Source organism: Amycolatopsis pretoriensis (assembly GCF_900107925.1).
GTDB lineage: Bacteria > Actinomycetota > Actinomycetes > Mycobacteriales > Pseudonocardiaceae > Amycolatopsis > Amycolatopsis pretoriensis.
Genome location: NZ_FNUJ01000001.1, coordinates 110,109 through 132,017, shown reverse-complemented (window position 1 = coordinate 132,017; position 21,909 = coordinate 110,109). Strand labels below are relative to the sequence as shown.

The 21,909-nt window shown below is 72.5% G+C and carries 16 protein-coding genes; 2 read left to right on the top strand and 14 right to left on the bottom strand.

What is annotated here, in order from left to right:
* Positions 1-37: 37 nt before the first annotated feature.
* The gene (locus BLV96_RS00620) at positions 38-409 is read right to left on the bottom strand and encodes an STAS domain-containing protein (RefSeq protein ID WP_244179980.1); all 372 of its coding nucleotides are present in this window, start codon (positions 407-409) and stop codon (positions 38-40) included.
* Positions 410-586: 177 nt separating this feature from the next.
* On the opposite strand from BLV96_RS00620, the gene BLV96_RS00615 reads away from it, so the two are divergent.
* Both BLV96_RS00615 and BLV96_RS00610 read left to right on the top strand, forming a co-directional pair.
* On the top strand, positions 587-4,336 hold the full coding sequence (locus tag BLV96_RS00615) for a phage tail protein (RefSeq protein ID WP_244179979.1): 3,750 nt from the start codon (positions 587-589) through the stop codon (positions 4,334-4,336).
* Between the two features lie 10 nt (positions 4,337-4,346).
* Positions 4,347-4,898, top strand: coding sequence for a HEAT repeat domain-containing protein (locus tag BLV96_RS00610; RefSeq protein ID WP_143050900.1), 552 nt, complete (start codon positions 4,347-4,349; stop codon positions 4,896-4,898).
* Between the two features lie 10 nt (positions 4,899-4,908).
* Here BLV96_RS00610 and BLV96_RS00605 read toward each other — a convergent pair whose 3' ends face one another.
* The 13 genes from BLV96_RS00605 to BLV96_RS00545 are packed head-to-tail and all read right to left on the bottom strand — an operon-like array spanning position 4,909 to position 21,909.
* Positions 4,909-5,205 (bottom strand): hypothetical protein, encoded by a 297-nt coding sequence (locus BLV96_RS00605; RefSeq protein ID WP_086676420.1) that lies wholly within the window; start codon positions 5,203-5,205, stop codon positions 4,909-4,911.
* Complete coding sequence (locus tag BLV96_RS00600; protein ID WP_086676422.1) at positions 5,205-7,268, bottom strand: ATP-binding protein; 2,064 nt, start codon at positions 7,266-7,268, stop codon at positions 5,205-5,207. The genes BLV96_RS00605 and BLV96_RS00600 overlap by 1 nt, the downstream gene beginning before the upstream one ends.
* Position 7,269: 1 nt before the next feature.
* Positions 7,270-8,976 (bottom strand): hypothetical protein, encoded by a 1,707-nt coding sequence (locus tag BLV96_RS00595; protein ID WP_086676425.1) that lies wholly within the window; start codon positions 8,974-8,976, stop codon positions 7,270-7,272.
* A complete protein-coding gene (locus tag BLV96_RS00590; RefSeq protein ID WP_086676427.1) occupies positions 8,973-9,500 on the bottom strand; it encodes a hypothetical protein in 528 nt (175 codons plus the stop codon). Before BLV96_RS00590 ends, BLV96_RS00595 begins: the two co-directional genes overlap by 4 nt.
* A gap of 2 nt (positions 9,501-9,502) precedes the next feature.
* A complete protein-coding gene (locus BLV96_RS00585) occupies positions 9,503-10,639 on the bottom strand; it encodes a hypothetical protein (protein ID WP_086676429.1) in 1,137 nt (378 codons plus the stop codon).
* Entirely contained in the window at positions 10,636-12,633 is a 1,998-nt protein-coding gene (locus BLV96_RS00580) for a hypothetical protein (protein WP_086676431.1), read from the bottom strand. The genes BLV96_RS00585 and BLV96_RS00580 overlap by 4 nt, the downstream gene beginning before the upstream one ends.
* On the bottom strand, positions 12,630-13,835 hold the full coding sequence (locus tag BLV96_RS00575; RefSeq protein ID WP_086676432.1) for a hypothetical protein: 1,206 nt from the start codon (positions 13,833-13,835) through the stop codon (positions 12,630-12,632). The genes BLV96_RS00580 and BLV96_RS00575 overlap by 4 nt, the downstream gene beginning before the upstream one ends.
* 15 nt (positions 13,836-13,850) lie before the next feature.
* Positions 13,851-15,767, bottom strand: coding sequence for a phage tail protein (locus BLV96_RS00570; protein WP_086676434.1), 1,917 nt, complete (start codon positions 15,765-15,767; stop codon positions 13,851-13,853).
* On the bottom strand, positions 15,764-17,803 hold the full coding sequence (locus BLV96_RS00565) for a putative baseplate assembly protein (RefSeq protein WP_086676435.1): 2,040 nt from the start codon (positions 17,801-17,803) through the stop codon (positions 15,764-15,766). The genes BLV96_RS00570 and BLV96_RS00565 overlap by 4 nt, the downstream gene beginning before the upstream one ends.
* Positions 17,800-19,689 carry a baseplate J/gp47 family protein gene (locus tag BLV96_RS00560; RefSeq protein ID WP_086676437.1) on the bottom strand — a complete coding sequence of 630 codons (1,890 nt, stop codon included), beginning with the start codon at positions 19,687-19,689 and terminating at the stop codon, positions 17,800-17,802. The genes BLV96_RS00565 and BLV96_RS00560 overlap by 4 nt, the downstream gene beginning before the upstream one ends.
* Complete coding sequence (locus tag BLV96_RS00555; protein WP_086676438.1) at positions 19,686-20,090, bottom strand: GPW/gp25 family protein; 405 nt, start codon at positions 20,088-20,090, stop codon at positions 19,686-19,688. The genes BLV96_RS00560 and BLV96_RS00555 overlap by 4 nt, the downstream gene beginning before the upstream one ends.
* Positions 20,087-20,719: a phage baseplate assembly protein V gene (locus BLV96_RS00550; protein ID WP_086676440.1), complete on the bottom strand. Its 633-nt coding sequence runs from the start codon at positions 20,717-20,719 to the stop codon at positions 20,087-20,089. Before BLV96_RS00550 ends, BLV96_RS00555 begins: the two co-directional genes overlap by 4 nt.
* Positions 20,716-21,909, bottom strand: a complete 1,194-nt coding sequence (locus tag BLV96_RS00545) for a phage late control D family protein (protein WP_086676442.1) — start codon at positions 21,907-21,909, stop codon at positions 20,716-20,718. Before BLV96_RS00545 ends, BLV96_RS00550 begins: the two co-directional genes overlap by 4 nt.

Here is a 21,909-nt window from a genome sequence, read left to right as displayed (position 1 = left end):
ACCGGGGCGCCCAAGCAGGCCGCCAGGCCCGGAACCGTCAGTCCGCGAGCGCGTCCGCGCGGGTGCCGGTGACCCCCAGCGCGTCGGTCAAGCCGGTCAGCTCCAGCGCCCGGCCCACCGTGCCGCGCGCGGGCGCCACGACCCGCAGCCGGGTGGCGTCGCCGGCCTGGCGGTGGGCTTTGAGCAGGACCGTCATGCCGACGGAGGCGAGGAAGGACACGCCGGTCAGGTCGATCACGAGCAGCGCGGGTCCGCGAGCGAGCGCCTCGGCGAGAGCGTCGTCCAGCACCTGGACGCTGAGCAGGTCCACCTCGCCGGTCACCTCGAGGACCTCGGCCTCGCCGCCGGGTCGGTGCACCGTCACGCTCAGCAGGTCCTGGGGCCGGACCCGGCCTCCATCAGCAGTCACTCTCACCTCCGGTCTCCTCAGCCGCCTACCCACTCCCCCGGCGTCCCAAACCCGGGGCGCTGACGTTCCCGCAACGACCTGGTGACGGCCTCCTGCGACGCTGTCCGAGGGTTCCCGTCGCGGGAGGAGAGCCGGCAAATGCCACCGCCACCGAGGGTTCGAGCGAAGCTCCCCTCGGTGACGACGACCCCCGCCACGACACCGGTGGCAGTGAAGGACCGGCCGCGGCGGAAGCCTCCCCAGCTGCCACCGTCGAACGCCGCCGCGCTGGCGGCGTTGCGCGCGGGTGACAAGAAACCGCTCGGCGACCCGTCGCGGAAGGAGTCGCAGGACAAGGTCGGCAACGGCGCGGTGGCCGCGGGCCTGGCGCGGAGCCCGGCCACGGACCCGAAGTTCGCGGTGCTCAAAAAGGACGTCGCACACAAAAAGCACACCGTGGCCCGATCGCACCCGCCGGCGGACAAGGAAGCGACGTCGGCGCAGGCCGCGTCCGTGCCCCCCAAGGACGACGAGGTCGCGCAGGGCAAGACGGCCAACGCCGAGAAGATGAACGAGGCCAAGCCCAAGGAGTTCGACAAGGACGCGTTCGTCAAGGCGGTCGAGAAGGCGATCGCCGAGAAGGCGCCGAAGAACCTGGAGCAGGCCGACGAGTTCGCCGGCTCGGGCAAGCCCGCCGAGATCAAGGCCGAGGTGCAGGGCAGGGTCGGCGAGGGCAAGACGGACTCGGCCGAGCAGATCGCCGACACCACGGCCGCGCCACCGGACACGGCCGCGGCGGAAACCAAGCAGGTCGTTCCGATGGCCGCCGACCGCCCGCCGGGCACGCCGGCCACCCCGGACCCGGCCAAGGCGACGCCGGACAAGCTGCCGCCGTCGGCCACCGACCTGTCCGCCGGGCCGGCCGGCGTCGACCGCGAGATGGCCGGCAACCAGGTCACCGAGCAGCAGCTGCGGAAGTCGAACGAACCGGCGTTCGGCGCGGCACTGAAGGACAAGAAGACCGCGGAGAAGCATTCGGAGACGGCCCCGCCCGAACTGCGCAAGAACGAAGCGCAGCAGTTGCGCCAGACCACGGCCCAGGCCAAGGGGCTCGGCACGGCGGCGATGGGCGCGATCGCCGGGCAGCGGGTGCGCACCGGACGTCAGGTCGGCGGCGGCAAGCAGGCCACGAAGGCCACCGACGAGGAGAAGCGGGCCCAGGTCACGGCCGTCCTGCAGAAGGTCTTCGACACCATGAAGACCGAGGTCGAGGGCATTCTGACCGGCCTCGACAAGCTCGTCGACGACCAGTTCACCCAGGGCGAGAAGGAAGCGCGTGACGCGTTCACCGCCGAACACCGGCAGAAGATGGACGAGTACAAGGACCGCCGCTACGGCGGCCCCCTGGGCGCTCTCCGGTGGGGCAAGGACAAGCTGTTCGGCCTGCCGGCGGAAGCGGACCTGATCTTCGTCGTCGCCCGCGACCACTACGTCAAGCGGATGCGCGGGGTCATTTCGGCGGTGGCGGACACGATCGGCCGCGAGCTGACGCGGGCCAAGCAGCGCATCGCGAAGGGCCGCGACGAGCTGCAGTCCGAGGTGCGGAAGCTCCCGAAGGACCTGCAAGCACTGGGAAAGCAGGCGGCGGCGGGTTTCGCGGACAAGTTCGACGAGCTGACCCAGTCGGTGGACGACAAGAGCACCGAGCTGGTCGACACGTTGGCGACGAAGTACACCGACGCAGTCAAGGCGGTGGACGACGAGATCGCCGCGGAGAAGGAAAAGAACAAGGGCCTGGTCGACAAGGCTCTCGACGGCATCAAGGGCGTCATCAAGACGATCCTCGAGCTGAAGGACCTGCTGCTCGGGGTGCTGGCGAAGGCCGCGCAGGCGGTGATGGGGATCCTTCGCGACCCGATCGGTTTCCTCGGCAACCTGGTTTCGGCGGTGGGCGGCGGGTTGAAGCTGTTCATGCAGAACGCGGGCCGCCATTTGCAGCAGGGAGTGCTGTCCTGGTTGCTCGGCACGGCGGCGACGGCGGGGATCACGCTGCCGACGAGCTTCGACGTGATGGGCATCCTGCTGCTGATCGCGAGCTTGATCGGGTTGTCGTGGGCCAATTTGAGGTCCCGGCTGGCGAGGAAGTTGCCGAAGGAGGCGATGACGGCCATCGAGGTCGGCGAGCACGCGCTGCCTTTGGTTCTGGAGGTTCGCAAGCGAGGGATTCGAGCGTTGTGGGACGACCTCAAGGCTCGTGTCGGTGATCTCAAGAAGAACTTGATCGACAACTTGGTTTCTTACCTGCTGCCTACGATCATCATTGCCGGGGTTACGTGGATCATCTCGCTGTTCAATCCCGCGTCGGCGTTCATCCGGGCTTGCAAGATGATCATCGACATCATCCGGTTCATCGTGACGAACGGCAAGCAGATCATCGAGTTCGTCAACACGGTTTTGGATGCCGTGATCGCGATCGCCAAGGGTGGGTCCGGTGGGGTGCCGGCTTTGGTGGAGAAGGCGCTGGCTCGGTCGATTCCGGTGTTGATCGGGGCTTTGGCTGCGTTGCTGGGGATCGGGGGGATCGCCTCGAAGGTCAAGGAGATCTTCCAGAAGCTGGCTCGGCCGGTGAACAAGGCTATTGACTGGGTTGTGGACAAGATCGTCGGGTTGGCCAAGAAGGTTTGGGCCAAGGTCAAGGCTTTGGCGAAGAAGCTGAAGGACAAAGCGAAGGCCGCGGGGAAGAAGGTCAAGGACAAGTTCGGCAAGAAGAAGGACCCCGAGAAGGACAAGAAGAAGCCGGCAGCCGCGCAGAAGCCGGAGGAAGACAAGCAAAAGCGTCTCGACAAAGCGGTCCGGGAACTCGAACCGAAGATCATGCGGCTGGTCAGCTCGCACGCGTCGGGCATCCGGCTGCGCGCGCAGCTGCTCGTCTGGCGCGTGACCCACCGGCTGTCCCGGCTGTGGGTCGAACGGCTCGGCCCCAACCTCATTTCCGTTCGCGCGCAGATCAACCCGACCGCGGACGTGGTGCGGAAGGTGTTCACGGCCGAAAAGCTGCACGAGCTTCTCCTGCGAGTGGGACAAGCCATGATCAGCCGCCCGAAGGTCGCCGCCAAAGTCCAGGCGATCCGGGACGCCCGGGCTCGGGGCGAAGGGAAGATCGACACTGGCGCTCCGCTCCGGCAAGCACAATCGCCGGCGGTCGAGGCGGCCGCCATGCAGCAAGGTGCGGCGCCGATGCCGATCATGCGCGGCGAGCACATCCGGATGGGCGACCAGGAAGTCAGCCAGCAGCAGATGTTCGGGCCTGGCCCCGGCCCCGTGATCGTGCACGGCGCGGGCCCGTACGCACCCGACCCCGAGCACCCAGAGAAGGCGAACGTCAGCGACATCATGAAGGACATGGAGGCGGCCGGGCTCCCACCCGCGGTCATCCGCCAGGGCATGCACGACCTTCTGCGGAACAAACCCCTCGGACCCGAGTTCGCGAACCACCCGGAGCAGGCCAGACGACTGGCAGCGGTCACGAGGCTCATGTTCGTCGTCGAGGGAGCCCGCAGTCCCCACGCGTTCCCCACCGGTTTCATGGCGTGGGAGACCGCGGGACGGCGTGGCACCACGGTGGAAGGACAGCAGCAACCGCAGGCCACCACCGTGCGGGAAGTGGTCACCTCCCTCCACCCGATGTCGCCGCCGGGCGCCGTGGGCCACGCCCGGGACGCCCTGTTGCCTCCCGGGAGTCTCGCCGGAGCCGAAGTCCGGCGAGCCAACGTCGAAGCCATGTACGAGAAGGAGCTCAACGTCACGGTGCGGTACCTCGAGGTCCTCATGGCGGCGGAGAAGCCGCTGTTCAAGGACGAACAAGAGTGCGAGGCGTTCCTCCGCGACAAGTTCGAAGCGCATCTGATCGCTAAGCTGACCCCCTTGTTGCTCGCACCCGGTGAATGAGGAGTGGATCGTGGCTGTGGACAACGCCGTTCGGCTGGTGCCGAGGGTGGCGGACCCGTTCGAGGAAACGATGGCCCTGATCGACCGTCTGGGCTGGGTCCCGAGCGCCAACTCCAGCGACGAGCTGGTCGAGTGGCAGGTGCCGGGCGGTGGAACCGTCGTGCGCTGGGTCGTCGATGGGGACACCGGTGTGCAGTTCTTCGTCGTGGAAGGCCCTGACCGGGAACGGGTCGCCGGTGAAATCGCGAGTTCCATCGACATGCTCGACGCGGAGAACTCCGAGCACTACTTGAGCCGATCCGACGACGTCGACTGGGTCATGCGGGGCCTTTATGCGGTGGCTGCCGCCGCCCCGGACCAGCACGACCAGCGCATCGTCGATCTGCTGACACGGCACATGGAATCTCCGCGTCCCCTGATCCGCCGTGCGGCGCTGCTGGCGACCGCCATCACCGGCTGGGCCGAATTCGTCGAGCCCGTCAGCCGGTTCACGGGTGACCCGGATCCCGCTGTCCGGGACGCGGCCGAAGCCGCGTTGCACGGCCTGACTTCAGGACGCTGACCACCGGACGTCAACAGCCGGGGCAGTTGTCCTTCTTCGGGATCGCCATCGGGACCACCCGCATAGCCGCCCCCGCGATCGCGGCGTTCCCGACCCGGTCCTGACCCGCCGCCAACGTCGACGCCAAATGCGACGGCACCGTCTTCGACGACCCGTCCATCGCCGTCTTCGCGGCCTGCGCGTTCCCCACCACCGCCGGCACCAGCACCAGCTTTCGGTGCCCCCGATCGGACGCCGCGGAAACCCGAAGCTCCTGAGCGGTCACCGGTACCGCCGGTTTCGTCTGCGGGGGCATCAACTCAGGCATCACGCACTCCCGTTGTCGGCCAGCAACCCAGCATACCGGCCCAGCTCCGCCGGGCGGAACAACCGAGCCTCCCGCTGGAACTGCCGCGACACCCCGCGGACCACGTGCCGCATCCCGATAGAACCAGCACCAGCGTCAGCGGCCGCGAGGGCCGCCGTTCGGGCCGCCGACGCTATCCCCGCCCCCGTCATGTCCAAGCGACACAACACGTCCACGTCGACGTCCGGTGACAACGGTGCCTCCGGTGGGAACGCCAGCTGCCACAACCGGCGACGCTCGGCCAGCGACGGCCGCGGGAAGTGGACCACGAAGTGGAACCGCCGGGTGAACGCCGGGTCGATGTTCTCCTTCAGGTTGCTCGTCAAGATGATCAACCCGTCGCTCGCCTCCAGGCGCTGCAACAGGTATCCGACCTCCAAGTTCGCGTAGCGGTCCGTTCCCTGCTTCACCTCGCCGCGCTTGCCGAACAGGGCGTCCGCCTCGTCGAACAGCACCACCGCGTGGCTGTCCTCCGCCTGGCGGAACACCGCCTCCATGTTCTTCTCCGTCTCCCCCACCCACTTCGACACCACCTGCGCCAGGTCCACTTTCAGCAGCTCCAGCCCCAGGATCCCGGTGACGACCTCCGCCGACATCGTCTTGCCCGTGCCCGGCTCGCCGGTGAACAGCGCCTTCACCCCGCCCGTCGCCGACTTGCGGGCGAACCCCCACGACTCCGCGATGCGCGGCCACGCGCGGAACGCCGACGCGATCTCGGCGATCTGGCTCATCTGGGCCTCCGGCAGGACCAGGTCGGCCAGGCCCCGGCGCGGGATGATCGACTGCACCGCGCCGCTCGTGCGGCCCCGCGTCACCGTCGCGATCGCCGGCTCCACGTGCTCGGTGATCGGGTGCCCGTTGCCGGACAGGCGCGCGTCCGCGTCGGCGACCGCCGCCACCGCGCGGAGCTCGCCGCCGCTCATGCGGTAGCGGGCGGCCAGGTCCGTCAGGACCTCCGGGTCCAGCACCGGGAACGCCGACGACCACATCGCGCGACGCTCCGGGAAGCCCGGGACCGGGATCGTCAGCTCCGCGTACGTGCGGGCCGCCAGCAGCCGGGGCGGGCGCCACGGCGTCACGCCCGTCAGGCACAGCGGCACGCCCGAGCGCAGCAACGGCTCGTCCGGGTGGGCGGCGCGGCCGTCGGTCGGGATCCACAGGATCGCTTCGAGCGCGGCCGCGGTCCGCAGGTCGCGGGCCACGTCGGTGCCCACGCGACGCAGGGGGCGCCCGGCCGCCGCCGCGAGCGCCTGGGCCGCGTCGGCCTGGCTGTCGGCGGGCAGCCCCCACAGGCCGACCACGTCGATGTCGCCCGAGTGCAGAGCCTGGCCGAGCTTGGTCAGCCGGGCCGATTCGAGGTGCGGCGCCGCCGCGGCCGGGGCGACTTCGCCGGGGTCGTCGCCCAGGGTGCCGACGTCACCGCCCCAGCCCATCAGGTACTCGAACACGCCGTCGCCGAGCGCCAGTTCCCGCGCCGGTTCGGCCGGCGCCTCGCCGTAGGCCCGCAGCAGGCCGTAGCGGCGCAACCGGCCCGCCGCGCCCAGTGCGCGGCGCAGCGCCAGCCGGTCCGCCGGTGTCTCGCCGAGCACCGTCACCAGCAGTTCCACGCACGGCGCCCGCCGGTTGAGGTTGTCCACGACGTACGCGTAAACGCGCTCGTAGCCCGGGTCCAGCTCCGGCGCGGCGACCAGCAGGAGCGCGTCCTGCTCGGCCCGCGACAGGCCGTACCGGGTCGCCAGCGCGTCCAGCGGCAGCGTGACCCCGCGCGCGGCGGCCAGGCGCCGCAGCTGCTGTTCGGACTCCGGGTCCGCACGGACCGGCGACGGCGGCTCGGTCATCGCCTCGGTGAACGCGTCGACGCGGTCCAGCAGCGCGTCCACCTGGTCGTCGGTCACGCAGAACGGGGTCAGGTCCGGCCGCGTCAGCGCCGCGGCCGCCTCCGACTGCGCCGCGACGGCGATCCGCAGTGCCCGGTGCAGCTCCGCCATCCGCGCCCGCAGGTGCTCGACCGCCAGTCCGCTCACGTCAGCCACCGGAGAAGGTCAGGGTCCGGCCGCCGAGCCAGACCACGTTCGGCACGTCGGTCAGGGCGCCGCCCCGCCACAGGTCCGTGTGGCGGCGCCCCAGCGGGATCTTCACCCGCACCGCGTCACGGGTGAACCGGACGGTGGCCTCCAGGTCGGCGAACCGCGTCAGGGCCAGGACCGGGGTGTCGCCGCCCCACAGCTGCCCGGCGACCATGCCCAGCGCCAGCGACGCCGCCAGCGCGACACCGCGGTCCAGCGCCCGGTCCGCGGCCAGCGGTACGGCCCGGTGCTCGACGAACACCGTGCGCACCAGTTCGTCGACGCGCTCACCCGGGAAGTCCGCCGCCAGGCGGGGTTCCACGCCGCCGGTCGTCCACAGTGGAGTGCGCCACCGCAGCCGGGTCAGCGGTTCGTCGCGCACCGGGCGCGCGTCCGTGATGAACCGGACGCCCGCCGCGGCCAGGTCGCGCAGGCACGTCGGCGGGAGCGGGCCGGCCCGGACCAGCACCGGCGGCCGGCCGCACGCTTCCCAGTGCGGCAGCAGCCCCTCCACTGTGGACGCCCAGGCCACCGGGAACAGGCCTTCGCCGTCGATGAGCAGCAGGCCGTCGTCCACGCCCGCGACCAGCAGCGGGCCGGCCGGAGAGTGGCCGCGGCACAGCGACAGCGCCAGCACACCGTCCAGCACCGGCAGCGCCGGAGCCACCCGGCGGGCGAACGTGGTGAGATCCGGCACCGATTCCAGCCCGGCGAACGCCGCCGCCACGACGTCGTCGCCGGGCGCCCGTCGCCAGCCCCGCTGCGGCGCGCCCAGCACCTTGTACGCCAGGGCCGCGGCGAACAGCGGCGCTTCGGCGAGCAAGTCCACTCCGGACAGTGCGGGGCCGATCGCGTCCAGGTAGCCGGTCCGCGCCAGCGGGCCCGCCAGCAGGAACGGCAGCACCGAGCCGACGCGCACCTCACCCGCCGGTCGCGGCGAGCCGGTCACGGTCTCGACCGGTCCTTCCGCGGCGGGCGGGGTCGCGTCCGCGCCGCGCGGCGGCTCCAGCAGCCGGGCGAGGTCCGCGCGGGTCGCCGGCGGCCACGGCAGCGACCGCCGCCGGGCCAGCTCCGCCGCCAGCTCGGCCACGGGTCCCGCGAAGTCCCCGGCAACGACCGATCCGATACGTTCGTCGGTGTCGGCATTGGACGAACCCGCACGTTCGCCGGGAGTCGCGGCCAGCAGCGCCGAAAGGTACGTCCGCACGGTCTCCTCGGGAAGCAGTCCGAGCAACGCCGCCAGTTCGCCTCGGACGGCGAGTTCCTCGAACAGCGCGGCCACGGTCGGCTCCGCGATGTCGGCGACGAGCGCATCCTGGTCCAAAGTAGACGGTTCGGCCGACGGCGGCGCGGTGACCGGCACCGGCGGCGGGATCGGCTCGCGCGGCGAACCGGCGACGGGTTCGACGACGAGACCGGCCGGCACCAGTCCCCCTCCCCCGGGCGCGGACAGCCGGACCGACAGCCGCACCGGCTCGGTGATCTCCAGGTCCGGCCCCTCACCGGTGAGGTACTCGTCGAACTCCGCGGCCAGCAGCTCCGGCAGCGCGTCGAGCACCCGCTGGACGAGGCCACGCGGATCGGGCCCCCAGCTCCACCCACCCCGCCGGACCACGTGCACCACGCAGCGGCGCACGGTGATCTCGCCGGTGGTGGGCGCGCTCACGGCTGCTCGACCTTCTCCAGCCGGCCCGCCCAGCCGGGGACCAGGACCAGCACGCCGTGCGGGTCGCCGTCGACGGCCGTCGGGAGCGTCGTAAAGGTGTCACCCTGGTTGATCTGCCCGGGCAACACGGTCGTCGCCTGCCCATAGGAGATGAACACCCGTACGACGGTGTCCGTCCCGACCGGGTTGTCGACCTCGACGCGCAGGCCATTGTCCTTGAACACCAACGGCTTGCTCGACACCACCAGCGGCACGAGCGCGGGCTTCGACGGTTGCCCTTCCGGTACGGGCTCGACCCCGAACGCGAGCGGGTCGAGGAACACGCCCGGCTCGTCGTCGGCCTCCTGGACGGCCAGCTCACCAGTGTCGAGGTGCAGCGTCGCAACCTCCTCCGGGAGGAGGGAGACGCGCACCGGCAGCTCGGCGCCGGCCACCTCGGCCACGGTCGGCACCGCGGCACCGATCGCCCGGACCGCGCCGACGACGTGGCCGGTCTTCTTCACGTACACCACGAAGAGGCTCATGGTCAGCCACCCCCACCCGTCGCCGCGACCGTTGCCAGGACCAGGAAGTCGACCACACCCGGCTGTTCGAAGACCTGCGCCGGGGCCGCCGTGGGGTCGTACACCCGGATCCGGCACCGCACCCGCCGGTCACCGTCCACAGTGGCCTCGGCCGGGCTGGTCAGCGCCGAACCCGTCGCCGTCGACGGGATCCGCGGGGTCACGTGGACGTGCAGCGACACCCGGCCGTCGGCGACCTCCTCGGGCGTCACCCCGGCCGGCAGCGGCAGCACCACGCCGTCGGTCGCGCTGCCGGACGTCGCCAGCACGCTGCCCGCGGAGATCCGGCCGGAGAAGCTCCCCGCGATGGTGAGGTTGCCGTTGGACTCCACCGTCAGCAGCGGGTCGACGACGCCGGTTCCCTTGTACAGCCCGTAGACCAGCGTCGGCGCGTCCGCGTCGGACAGCACCAGCGCCGGCTTCCCCTCCTGGACCGCCGGGCGGGTCCGCAGCGCGAGTGAGCCGGACCGGGCCGACACGGTGTCCGCGCGCACGCCCAGGTACCGCGGCCCGACACCCCGGGCCGTCGGGAAGGCCGCGGTGAAGTGCCCGGCGGTCCACTGGACGAACCCCAGCAGCACCAGCCACTGCACGGGCGGGGCGGCGGGCGCGGCGTTCACCGCGGGCGGCTGCTGGTCGGCCACCAGCCGTTCGTCGCCGAGCCGCCGGAAGAGGACCTGGAAGGACTCCTCCACGCGTGTCGGCCCCGAGGAGCCGGCGCACGACGCGGGCCCGGTGGCGGGCCGGCCCCGGTCGGCGGCGGTGAGGAACACCGGGTACGGCTCGGTCGTCGCCCGGTCGGCGCCGTTGACGGCCGCGAAGTCCGCCTCCGACAGCACGACCGGCGCCGGCACCACGAGTTCGCGGCCGGTCCCGTCGACCGCCAGCCCGGCCTGCACGCTCACCTCGACGTACCGGGCGCCCGTCGCCGGGTCGGTCCGGCTCTCGGTGGTCAGGGCGAGCCCGTCGGCGATGCCCCAGTCGTGCGCCAGGCGGGCGTGCCGGACCGCCGTCGCGCGGGCGTAGGCGACCGTCGCCGCCAGGTCCGCGGCGGCGAGCACCTGGCCCTCGCGGAACTCCGGGCGCAGTGGACCGGTCACGACGACTCACCCGACCGCGGCTTGCGGGCCGAACCGCCGCTGCGGCTCGACGTCGACCGGGTGCGCCGCGGCGGCGGCTTCGGCTTCTCCTCGTCCTCTTCCGAAGCGGCTTCGGAAGCGGCTTCGGAGTCCGGCGCGTTTTCGAGCTCCGAGAGCCGGTCGGACAGCCGGTCCGGCAGTTCCTCCCGCACCCGCGAAACCTGTTCGCGCGCGGAGTCCAGCTGCCCGCGCAACGCCTCCACGGTCGCGACGAGGTCGCTCACCTGCCCCCGCAGCGCGTTCATCTCCTGCAGGCTGTCGGTCACCTCGTCCGGCACGGTGTAGACCTGCTCGTGGATCGGTTTCGGCGGTGTCTCCCCCGGCGCGGGCCGGACCAGCAGGCTCCACATCCGGTCCAGGTCGGTGTCGCGCGGCCAGCGGGCCAGCAGCCCCGCCACGTACACCGCGGGCACCAGGCCGTCGGCCGGGGGCGTCGGTTCGCGGTAGACCGGCGGCGGCTGGCAGCACACCCGCTCGGCCAGCTCCCGCAGCCGGTACAGCTTCGGCAGCCACTCGCCGTACGCCGACCCGCCGGGCAGGACCTGCTCCCGCGTCGCCGAGCAGACGCGCACGACGTCGCAGCCGGCCAGCTCCAGGTGCGCGAGCAGCACGTCGTTGTCGGCGCAGTCGCCGCACGGCGGGTTCAGCGTCGAGCAGGCGGCGTCGGTGACGAACCGCTGAAGGTGCCGCGTGAGCTTGCCGGCGGCGTCGACGAGCTGGTCCAGGCCGGTGATCGTCAGGCGCTGGGCGGGATCCGGTTCGGGCGTGGGCAGCGGCTGCGGCACCGCCACCTGCCGCACCTGGTCCCGCAGCGTGCAGTCCGCGACCCCCGGCACCCGGTCGAGCCGCCCCAGCAGCCATTCCCGCAGCTGGACCAGGTCGGACCGGAATTCGGCCTCCAGCACGTTGCCGAGCGGCGTGCCCTGCGCCAGCAGGCGGACCTCGAGCGGCGCGTCGTGGGCCGGTTCGACCACGCGGGCCTGCGCTTCGGCCACGACGGCGAGCGCGATCGAACGGTGCACCGGCTCGGGCCACATCTTCTCCGCGTCGGTCCCGGCGAGCGTGTCGCACGCGGTGCCGAGCACCCGCCGGGCGTCCTCGACGTCGCCGGGGTCCAGCCCTTGCTGCCCCTCGGCGTCGTAGGTGTCGTACCGGGCGAGCGTGCCGGCCACCGCGCGGACGCGCTCGGTCATCTCGGCGACGACCGGCGGGGCCAGGGCCGCTCCGGTGTTCCCCTTCAGCCATTCGAGGGCTTCCTGGTAGCGGGCCCGGTCGGCCGCGGCGAGCTCGAACGTCCGGGTCGAAGCGGACTTCGCCAGGGACATCGCGTCCAGGTACAGCCCGAGCCGCTGGGCACGCAGGCGCACCGCTTCGTACTTGTCCAGCGGGCCGATCCGCTCCAGCAGCCGCGTGCCGGGGTTGTAGCGGTGGTCGTCGGTCGTGTCGCACTTGACGACGAACCGGAAACCCTCTTGGACGCGCGAAGGCACGCACCCCGGCGACGGGCACGGCTCCTCGGTGGCGAACGGCGTCACCGGGTCGGCCATGCTCTCCTCGTACCGCACGTACAGCCCGAAGCGGCGCGAGCCGTCGTCGCACGGGTCACCGCACTCGACTCCCGGCGAGGACACCCGCAGCTCCCGCACGAGCGCCTGGACGTCGACCTTCTCCTTGCAGGACAACACGATGTCGTTGCCGCAGCAGTCCAGCGCGTGCCCGGGGTGCACGAGGACCGTGCCGCCCGCGCACGAGTCGCAGGACACCTCCAGCCCGCACACGACACCGGGGCCGGACAGCATCCGGTTGTGCAGCCGGTCCTTCCCGGCCACGTAGTCGGTCAGCAGGGACAGGTCGTCTTCGGTGAGCAGCTGGCCCGCGAAGAACCGCGGCCGGACGAACGCGGCCGGGAAGGCCGATGTGCCGCCGCACCCGCAGCCGCAATCGGAGGTGCTCATGAACGCTCCTCGGTGATGAAGAACCAGCTCTCGAAGACGTCGCCGCCCGCGCCGGTACCCGACGTCCACGGCCCGATGCCCGACGGCGGCACCAGGCAGCCGGTCGGGTCGGGCTCGGGCTTCGGGTCGTGGCCGTGGCCGGTTTCGGTCTCCGCGTCGGCGTCGGCGTGCACCCGGCCGATGAACGGCACCCGGCCGCCGACGTTGGTGCCGTCCACCGGTCGGCAGCAGCGGTCGAGCAGGAACGCGGCGCGGACCGTGACCAGCACGCGGTCGCCGTCCTGCAGCGTTTCGCGGGTCGTCTGGCGGTAGCGGAAGCGCCGGGTGAACTCACCGTCCTTGTCGGTGGGTTCCTCGAACTGCCCGCCCATGTACCAGGTGTCGGCGTTGCGGCCGGCGCCGCCTTCGATCACCTGGATCTCCACCACGCCGCGGCGGAGGCTGTCGACGCGCACGTCGTCGGAGAACTCGACGACGAGCCCGCCCGCGTTCTTCTGCGTGCCCAGCAGCTCCTTGGCCTGGTCCACGGTGTAGGTGTGGCCGTGGCGCCAGTTGATCCCGGTGATCACGGTCGGCACGTGCCGGCCGAAGAAGCGGCGGACGTTCAGGTGGATCCGGTCTTCGCCGACGGGCTTGCCGAAGTCGACGTCGTCGATCCGGGCCAGCCACAGGACCTTGTGCTCGCACGGGGTGCAGCAGGTCTCGCAGCGCTCGTCCTTCGGCGGCGTCTTGGTGGTGACCCGGACGCAGTAACTCTCTTCGGTGTAGCCGAAGTCGCAGTCGGAGGTGTCCGAGCAGGCGGAGTTGAAGACGGTCCGGGTCGGCTCGACCGCGCGCTCGGTGTACTCGACGCCGACCCACACCGTCGTCCCGCCGGTGCGCTCGTCCTCGTGCAGCGCGTCCCACAGGTCGATCGCGCAGCCGCCCGGGACCACCACCTCGTTGCCGTCGCAGTCGACGCCGAGCCCGGCGGTGATGCGCACCCGGGCCTGGTGTTCGTGCTTCTCCTTGTCGTCGGCCGGCGGGGCGGGTTCGACGAGCAGCCCGCACACCACGCCGTAGCCGAGCAGGCAGCGCATCCGCAGCTTCAGCTTCTCGCGGAAGTACTCCTGCTCGCGCTGGAAGTCGCGCGCGGTCAGCAGCTGCCCGTGGAAGTACCGCAGCCGGCGGAAGGGCTGTTCCTGTGTCGTTGCCTCGGTCATCTCTCTTCTGTCCTCTCAAGACACTCGCGTGTGGACCCCGACCGCGGACACCACGCCGACGCCCACGCCGTGGCGGGCACCCCGTGGCCCGGGTCTCAGTACTCCGTCGTGGTTCAGGCGCGCCCCGCCCACCACCGGCGGCGGCAGCGGGACGAACGCGGTGTCCACCCCGACCGTCGACCGCGTGCCGACCACGAACCCCGTCCCGCCGGCGCGCACCGATCCCCTCGTGTGCGCGGGCGCCTGCCGGACGACCAGGCGCCGCACCGCGTCCTCGTCGGCCGCGCCGGCCGGCAGCAGGACGCGGAACCGGTGGGCGTGCTCCGTGAGGGGGTCGGTGTCCGGGTCGCCGAACGCCCGCAGTGGCGCCCCGCCCAGCGTCGAGGTGCCCAGCCGCAGCCGCGCCGCCGAGCGGCCGAACAGCCGCACCGAGCCGAGGCCGCGGGCCGACGACGGTGTGGCGGTCGCGCGCACCTGCGCCCAGTGGCGGTCGCCGGCCAGCTCGTCGATGACGGGTTCGACGCCGAAGACGATCTCGATCGCCTTCTTCAGGGCGCAGGGCGTGCCGCGCCGGCGGTACAGCTCGGGCGCCGCCTGGATCAGCTTCCGGCGCGTCGGCGCGTCCCAGCCCGCCTCGAACGACAGGCCGAGCAGCCCGGCCAGCCACGGCAGCGCCCCGTCCGGCACGCCCGCCGGGTCGAGCAGCGCCGGGTAGCGCTCGACGACCCGGTCGATCTCGGCGGTGGTGGCGTCGAACAGCGACAGGAACCGCTCGGTGAAGTCGTCCGCCGCCGGGTCCTGCCGGAACGCGACGGGCAGCAGGTCGGCGCTGGTGGAGCGCGGGAAGTCGAGCCGGAGCCGGTGCAGCACCGGCGTCGCCGACGAGTCGCCGGACAACCCCACCCGGGCCGTGAGGTAGCGGCCGGGTGGCTGGTCGACGAGGAAGTCGGTGACGCCGGCGGGCGCGGTCTGCCAGTCGCTCGCGGCGAACTTGCCGTCCTCCGAGACGACGACCGCCACGGACACCGCCGTGCCCGCCGGCACGTCCGCCTCGACCCGCACCCGATGCCAGCGGCAGCGTGAGATCCCGCTGTCGATCCGGTGAGTGGTGAACTTGCCTTCGGTCACGAACTCCCCCGAGGCCGCCACCGGTTCGTCGCGCGGCTCGCCCGCCCAGTCGTAGCAGGAGGTCACGTCGCCGTCGGGTCCCTTTTCCCGCAGGCAGAAGCCGTCTTCGTCCGCGCTGCTCAGCGAGCTGGGCGGCAGTGCGGCGGCGAGCTCGTCCACAGAGGACACGACACCGTCGCGGTAGACGTTGAACCGGTCGCCGTCCGCGGTGAGCAGCCAGATCGTGCGGCCCGGTCCGGTGCGGACGCCGATGATCTCGCCGCACACGTCCGGCCGGATGACCTCGCCCAGCCGTCCGTCGGGGCCGTACCGCCGGATCTCGCCGCTCCGGGCGCCGGCCACGAGCAGCTGCTCGTCCTGCGCGAGCGCGACGACCGTGGCGTGCCGCAGGGCGATCACCGCGGTCAGATGGTCGCCTTCGTTGCGCCACACGAAAACCCGGCCGGAGTCGACCACGGCGATCCGGTGTCCGCGCACGGCCACCGCGGTCGGCGCGCGCAGCAGCCGGGGGTCGCAGTACGGGGCCCAGACGGGCCGCCAGCCGCCGGCGCACGTGTCGCGGCGCAGCAGCCGCTCGCCGGACAGCAGGAACCAGCCGCACGGCCCGCAGCCGGGCGCGAGCCGCGGGTCGGGGAACCACGGCAGCAGCTGCGTGCGCGTCGGCCCGGCCGGGGACGAGCCGGCGTGGGCGAGCCGGACGCCGGCCGGGTCGTCGAACCCGACGACGTCGGCCACGGCGTCCTGGTCCCACCCGACGACGTCGTCGAGGAGCCGGAACGTGACGGTGGTCGGTGTGCACGTCATGGCGTCTCCTCCACCGGGATCAGCAGCGGGCGCTCCGGCCACACCAGGTCGTCCGGCGGGATCGCGTGGTCGGCGCACGGCGGCAGCCGCAGCCCGTCGGCGGTGAGCGAGAGCCCGGACACCGCCAGGACGCCGTCCACCGCCAGCAGCCGGCGCACGAGCGGGGTGTGCCGCACCGCGCCGCCGAACGGCCAGCCACCGCCGTCCTCCCCGCCGCGCAGGGGATCGAGGTACGTGGTCACGGCGTCGGCCGCCCGCGCGAGGACGGCGGCCCGGTCCTGGTCCGCGTCGAGCACGACCCGGGCCTCCACCGCGATCCGCCGGAACGCGACCGGACCGGTGACGACCGTGATGCCGGCGGGGGCGACCTCACGGGTGAGGTACTCGGCCACCGCGCGCAGCGTTTCGGCGGTCGGCACGGGCGGCTCGGTCGCGCCCGGCTCGATCGGCGGCACCACGAGCACGCCGACGACCCCGGGGATCGGGGTGCCGGCGAAGTCCGGGTGCAGGCCGGGCACGCCGTGCGCGCGGGCGATCGACGCGCCGGGCGCGCGCAGTGCCAGCAGGCCGTAGTCGGCGGGGGCGACGGCGCGGCCGCGCGACCGCAGCTCCCCCACCCCTCGCCGCACGACATCGGCGTCCGGCTCGGCGTCGGTGCCGCCGGTGGCCGGGAACGGGTTGGTCACGCCGGTCACGAACGGCCGCGCGGTGACGACACTGTTGACGGCCCCCGCCGCCACGGCACCCGCCGCGCCGCCGCCGACCCGGTACCGCACGGCCCGCACGTTGCGGAAACCCGGCGGCACGGGCGCGCCGTTGACGCCGTCGCCGAAGGTGACGATCCCGGTGTCGTAGTCGACGGCGAACACGCGGTCGTCCGGCCCGTACGCGGCGAGGCTCGGCACCTCCTGCCACCGCGACGAGTTCTCTTCGGCCGTCCCGAAAAGATCAGTGCCGGGGTCGTCGTCGACTTCGATCACGACGCTGCCGGCGAGGACCGGAACCTGGCTCAGCCGCAGCTGCCGCCGCTGCGACGGTGTGGCCGGGTCCTGGATCGGTTCCAGGGCCTCGTCGAAGATCGTGCGCGCGGCGGTGGCGGCGACGGTGTTCAGCCGCAGCCCGGACACGAGCGGCGGTGCGACCGTGATCAGGCCGTTGGTGACCTGCAGCCGCAGCCAGCGCAACGCCGGGCCGGGCCGCGCGGTCGGCGGCTGCCCGGGTGCCCAGGTGCGCGGCAGCCGCAGCTCGATCGTGCCGCTGGCGCGCAGGCCCCGGGTTTCGTCGCGGACGACTTCGGCGGGGACGAACCGGCCGCCGTCCAGCACGTCCCACCGCAGCAGCGGCTGGGGCGCGACGGGCAGCGGGGTGAGCCCGCCGGCGGCCGCGGGCGCCGGCGGCGCGGCCGCGATCACGAAGCCCAGCGACAGGGACGGGAACGGGCTCGCGGTGCCGTCGAGGCCGAGCCAGAGGGCGTTGCCGGGCTGCGGTTCGGTGCCGAACGGCGGGAACGGGCGGCCGGGGCCGCTGGGCCCGAGCGGAACCGGTTCGAGCGCGCCGCCGCGTTGCACCGCGAGCACGGCGAGCGTGGCGGGAGTGGCGTAGAGGTCCTGGCCGGTCTCGAAGACGATGTCGCCGTCGGTGCCGGACGCGGCGGCCTGGAAGCCGGCGGGCACGAGCACCGAGGCACCGTCCGGCGGGGTCACGGTGAACTCCAGCAGCGCGGCGGCCGCGGCGGCCGGGCGGCGGCGCACGCCGGCGGTGCCCAGGTGCTCGGCGAGGATCTTCTCCGGCAGCCGGTTGACCCGGGCGAGCACGGGTTCGGCCTGGGTGCCGAAGAGCCGGACGAGCGCGACGCCGGCATCCCGCCGGTCGGGGTTGGTCCAGTCCGGGGTGTAACCGGGAATACGGTCGCGCACGGCGGCCCGCACCGCTTCCCGCGTCGCGTCGACGAGCTCCGGCTGCACCCCGGACGGCCCGGGCCCGGGAACCAGGTGCGCTTCTTCGCCCGAGTCACGGGCCCACCAGACGTCGGTCACAGCAAGCCCTCCCCCGGCTCCACGGCGGGCACCACGTGGGTCCGCACCTCACGCACCACGGGCAGCTCCCCGGCACGCAACTCGACGTCGTCGCACGTCTCCGCCGGGTCCGCGCCGTCGATGCCGATCGCCGCCGCCGTCACGTCCGCCAGGTCGCCGAGGGCCTGCTGGGCCGCCCGGAGCAACGCCGAAGGCCGCAGAGCTTCGCCGAACGGCCAGCCCGTCCCCTCGTCCCCACCGACCAGCGGATCGAGGAACCGCCGCAGCGCGGCACCGACCACTGTGGACACCCGCACCCGGTCGGCCGGAGTCCAGGACAGGTCGACGCGCAACCGCACATCGCGGTAAGCCGGAGCGCGCACGAACACCTCGGCCGTCAGCAACCGCGCCGAAGCCAGCCGCTTCGCGACCGCGCACAGCATCCCCGGGTCCGGTTCCGGTGCGGCCACCCCGAAAGGCACCGACGGGACGATGTGGACAGTCACCGCACCGGGCACCGCAACGCACGGGAAACCCGGGTGCTCGCCGAGCGCGGCATACGCCCGGCCGACCGCCACCCCCGGCGTCGTCACGGCGAGGGTGACGAAGTCCTCGGCGGTGACCGCCCTGGTCACCTCGCCGAGCGCGCCCGCGGCCCGGTCGCGGGCCTGGTCCAGGGTCTCCTGGTCCGCGCCGCCGTCGGCCTGGACGAGGTTCGCCGCGCGCACCGCGGCCTCCGCCGTGACGGGCAGCCAGTTGTCGGTGATGCCGCCATTGCCGTCGCGGCCGCCACCGATCGTGTACTCGACGACCCCCTCGCCGTCCGGGCGCGGGACGCGGCCGGTGAGCCCGTCGCCGAACACGAGCGCGCCGTCGTCCCGGTCCAGCAGGAAGATCCGGTCGCGGGACGTGCCGAACGTGAAGTCCGGGACCGCCGTCCAGTCCTCGCCCGCCAGTTCCAGCGCCGCGGTGAGCAGCTGGCCGGCCGCGTCGGGCAGCACGAGACGCTGCCCGGGCAGCTTCAGCCAGGCATCGGTCTGGTCCGTGAAGCCGGTGGCCGTGCGGTGTTCGAGGTGACGGGCCGCCGAGACGTTGACCGCCAGCCGCAGCAGCAGCGGCGGCGACGCGTAAGTGGCCGCCGGAGTCGACACGACCAGTCCCCGGTGCACGGTGGACCACGAATTCGGCAGCCGCAGGCGCACCACGCCGGATCGCCGCAGCCCGCCGGTGCCGTCCTCGACCTCGTCGAACCCGCCGGCGGCGTCCCCGCTCGGGCGGAACCACGACCAGGTCAGCTCGGCGGGCGGCTCGGCGTCAGCCGCGAGCGGCGACCAGGACGGCGGCACCGGCGAGTCCAGCTCGAACAGCACCGACAGCCAGCCGGATCCGTCGTGCACGCCGGTCAGCGGCAGGGTGAACCGGGCCGACGCGGCGGAACCGTCGCTCGCCAACAGCGGAACCCCGCGCCGGGCGGCGAGGTCCGCGGTGCGGTCCCGGTCGGTGAAGACCGTGACCTGACCGTCGAGCGGGAACGCCGTGACGTCGTCGTCGAGGCTGAAGCGGATGGCCGCGGCCGCGTCCCGGGCGAAGACGGTGCCCGCGGGCACCTCGGCCGGGAGGTCGGACTCGGGCGTCAGCGCCAGCACCGTCGACGCCGGCTGCGCGGGCCGCGGCGGCTCCAGGCCCAGGAGCTTCAGGATCGCGACGATCAGCTCGTCGGGCACCTGGTCCAGCCAGTAGAGCCGCTGCTCCAGCAAGTAGGCGAACAGTTCGAGCAGCGTGACGCCGGGGTCGACGGGCGCGTGCAGCGTCCACAAGCCGTCCGACTCCGCCGGGATGCGGCGGGTGACGGCCGCCATCAGGTCGGCCCACGTGAGGTCGTCGAGCTTCGGCACGGGCAGCGTCATGGCGTGGTTCCCGTCATCCCGAGGTAGAACGGGAACACGAGGTTGGCCTTGGTGTTGGTGCGCCGGACCCGGTACTCGACCGAGATCGTGACGTGCGATTCGTCGGCCGGGTCGGCTTCGGCCAGCACGCTCGAGAGCTCGACGCGCGGTTCGAAGTCGCGCACCGCGTCGGCGACCGACCGCTCCAGTTCGCGCAGGTTCTGCACGCTGCCGGCCGCGAACACCGACTCGCTCACGGTGGTGCCGAGGTCCGGCCGCATCACGCGCTCGCCGGTCGCGGTGAGCAGGAGCGCGCGCAGGCAGTGCTCGATGCTCGTCTCGCCGACGGCGTAGGCGAGCCGGCCGGCCTCGTCGGGCAGGATCGGGAACCGCCAGCCGGTGCCGAGGAAGGGTTCGGTCACGTCGCCTTCACCTTCTTCGCCAGCACGGACGGCGGCAGCGGCGACGCGGGCCCGGTGGCCCCGCCCGGCGCCGGGTGGGTGTGCTGGACGAACGCCTGCAGCAGCGCGTTGCCGAGCACGACGGGTTCGGTCGAGCCGCCGCCGAGGTCGATGTCGGACGCCTTGACGGTCACCGTTTTCGCCTCGAGGGTGATCTCGCCGCTGTCCTTGAGCACCACCGTCGCGCCGGACGCGGTGCTGATGGTGATCTCCTTCTCGTGGTCGTCGAAGAGGATCCGGTGCCCGGCTTTGGTGCGGATGATCTTCCGGTCGACGCCGTCCTTGTGCGCGACCGGCGGCTTCTTCTTGCCGTTGTAGAGCCCGCCGAGCACGTACGGCTGGCGCATGTCGCCCTGGAAGAACGCGACGAGCACCTCGTCGCCGACCTCGGGCACGAACACCGAGCCGTAGCCCGCGCCCGCGTACAGCTGGCTGACCCGGATCCACGGGCTGATCGACGCGCCGCCGTCCAGCCAGTAGTACTTGACGCGGACCCGGCCCTCGTCGTCGCCGTCGTTCGCCACGACCTCCGCCGGCGCGACGCCGTAGAAGCGCTGGTCGGTGGCCATGGCCCGGGGCATCGCCGTCATTTCTTTTCCCCCTGGAAGATCTTCCGGCCGGTGAACGTGGTGAAGAAGCCGCTGGAGTTGAGGGCGTGCTCGACGCGCTTGACGAAGTAGGTGCCGGAGAACCGCTTGCCCAGGCCGAAGATCTCCAGGTTGTCCCCCGGCCGCAGCTCCGGCAGCCCGGCCACCCGGCCGGTCGCGGTGATGAACTCGTACGCCCGCTCCCGCAGCAGCGCGATGGCCAGCTCCTTGGCCTCTTCCTGGCTGAGCACCGGCGCGTCGACGACGACCTCCTGCCGGCCGCCCGCCGCGCTGTCGGCCGCCTCCGGCCCGCTCTGCCCGTCGCTCTGGTCCTGCCCGCCGGGCAGGTCCTTCGCGGTGGCGACGTACTCGATCGGCTCGGCCTTCACCGGGTCCCAGCCGTGCACGGTGAGCTTGCTGACCTGGTTGGACACGGTCATCGTCGGGGTGAAGTCGAGCAGGTTCGGCACCAGCCCGGCCGGCTGCCCGCTCGGCCCGGTCGCCAGGCCGGGGCTGTAGGCGAGGCGGAACACCCGGATCGGCGCGCTGTCGCGGCCGTCGGTGGGCTTGACGAAGTAGAGCGTCTGCTCGCCCGTCTTCGGGTCCGGCAGGATGTAGCAGTCGAAGTCGATCCGCTTCGCCCGTTCCATCAGGAACTGCGCGTCGGACTGGTTCTTCTGCACCACGAGGTCGTGGCGCGGACCCTCGTGGGTCGTCTTGACCGCCAGCTTGTTGCGCCGGGCGATCTGCTCGGCGATCTCCCAGTCGGTCTTGCCGACGAAGTTCTTGTCCTCTTCCTTGGTGGGCTTGCGGTCCTTGAGCGCGAGCATCCCGTCCACGCAGGTGATCGACACGGTCGGCGACGCGGCGTCCGGGAACTTGGGCGCGAGCGAGCTGATCGTTCCGGTGCCGACGGTCAGCAGCTGGTCGGCGTAGCCGAGCCGGACGGACACGCGCGTGCCGATGCGCAGCTGTTCGGAGTCGCTGTGCTTGAACTTCAAGGTGACGTCGTCCCAGTTGTTCAGCTCCAGGTCGAAGCCGGACATCTCGTCGAGGTCGCGGTGCACCTTGATGTCGAGGATGTCGTTGCGGGTCGTCGGATCGGCCTGCAGGCCGTCGATCACCACCTCGAACCCGGGCGCGTAGCGGTCCGGGTCGGCGAGCTCGGGCTTCGTGCCCGCGGGCGCGGTCAT